This window comes from Herpetosiphonaceae bacterium (genome assembly GCA_036374795.1).
GTDB lineage: Bacteria > Chloroflexota > Chloroflexia > Chloroflexales > Kallotenuaceae > LB3-1.
In genome coordinates, this window is record DASUTC010000078.1 from 1 (window position 1) to 1,932 (window position 1,932).

Annotated in this window: 1 protein-coding gene; it reads left to right on the forward strand. The window is 62.3% G+C overall.

Translation table 11 applies throughout. The features are described 5' to 3' along the window. Positions 1-1,577 (forward strand): ATP-binding protein (locus tag VFZ66_05485; GenBank protein ID HEX6288620.1); only part of this gene is annotated, 1,577 nt, incomplete at its 5' end. Between the last annotated feature and the right edge of the window lie 355 nt (positions 1,578-1,932).

Here is a 1,932-nt window from a genome sequence, read left to right on the forward strand (position 1 = left end):
TGAACGCGCGCATGGTCGACGAGCAGGAGCAGACCGTCGATCGGCTGACGGCGCTCAACGCGCTGAGCCTGGCGGTGACGACGGCGCGGCTGTCGACCGACGAGGTGATGCGCATGACGATCGAGGGCGCGATCGGGACGACCAACGGCATCGGCGGCGGCGCGTACGTGCTTGGCCGCGACGACCAGCCGCGTCATCTGACGCTGCATCTGCCGGAGAGCAGCGACCGAGCGCTGGTGCCGCAGCTCAAGAAGATCACCGACGACTACATCGAGATCACCGACGGCGATATTCCGGTCGAGCTGCGCGGGCACGGCGTTCAAAGCCTGCTGATCGTGCCCGTGAGCGGCGCGCAATCGACGCTTGGCGGCCTGTGGATCGGCTACAGCTATCCGGTGATCGCGCCTGCCGAGCGCGAGATGGTGGTGCTCTACGCCAAAACGGCGGGCGCCGTGCTCGAAAACTGGCGCCTCTTCGATCAGGTCAGCGCGGCGCATGATCGGCTGGCGTCGATTCTAGACTCGACCGCCGAAGGCATGCTGATGGCGACGAAGGACGGACGGATCGCATCGGCCAACGACGCACTGACGCATCTGCTGGGCATTCCCAACGAGACGCTAGAGGGCCGGGTCATCGCCGATCTCTGCCGACATCCGGCGCTGGAGGCAAACCACGAGCATCTTGCCGAGATCTGTAAAGCGATCCGCTGTGTCGCGCGGGGCAACTGTCCGGCGCATGAAGGCGAGTTCATCGTCACCGCGCCCGTCGAGCGCAACCTGGCCTGGACGGTGCTGCCGGTACGCGGCAATACCAAGAAGCATAGCGCGTCGCTGCTGGTGCTGCGCGACGTGACCGCCGAGCGGCAGACCGAGAAGCTGCGCCAGGATCTGGCGAATATGATCGTGCATGATCTGCGCTCGCCGCTGACCAACATGATGGTTTCGACCGATCTGCTGCTCAAGCAGATCAGCGGCCCGCTCAACAGCGCCCAGGAGCGCATCATCCAGATCGCCAGCGACAGCAGCCAGCAGATGCTCGATCTGGTCAACGCGCTGCTCGATATTCGTCGGCTGGAGCAGCGCCAGCTTGAGCTACAAAGCCGGCCCGTGGAACTCTTCGAACTGGTCGAGGGCGTCTTCGAGCGTACGGAGCGCATCGCAGGCGATCGGCATATCACGCTGCGCAACGAGACGATCATGCTGCCGCCGATCATCGTCGATAACGATCTGATCCGGCGGGTGCTGCAAAATCTGGTCGATAACTCGATCAAATTCAGCCCGCAGGGCGGCGAGATCTGCATCAATGCCTCGGTCGCCACGCCCAACGATCTGCCGCCCAACCACGCGCCGGGACGCTGGGCGCTCGTCGAGGTGGCCGATCAGGGGCCGGGCGTGCCCGAATCGTTCCGTGGCGTGATCTTCGAGCTGTTCGGGCAAGCGCCGCAGGGCAAGGGACGCGGCACCGGCCTGGGTCTAGCCTTCTGTAAGCTAGCTATCGTGGCCCACGGCGGCACGATCTGGGTCGAAGACCGGCCTGATGGCGGCGCGCTCTTCCGCTTCACCGTGCCGCTGAACTAAACGCCGCGCAATCGGAAAACAGAGCCTCGCCACACGCGAGGCTCTTGCCTTTAACGGCACAGGCCGGAGACGCCGCGCCGCAATCTCATCTTCGATTGACATCCTACAGATGCTAGTTTATAATGCCAGGCCGGTATCAAAAACGTTGTATTCTTGCCATCCTTTTGCCTGGTTTTGACAGCCGACGACACGGATCAAACTCCATCTTTGTCGGCCTCCGAAATGTACATCATTACCTCATGCCAATCGTCATGATCCGACAGATTTTGACGATAGCTCCCGGTTTTCGCAGCCTATTTCTAAGAAGAATGACGCTAGTAGATGAGCATACCTCACGCGGCTACCTCCGCTGATA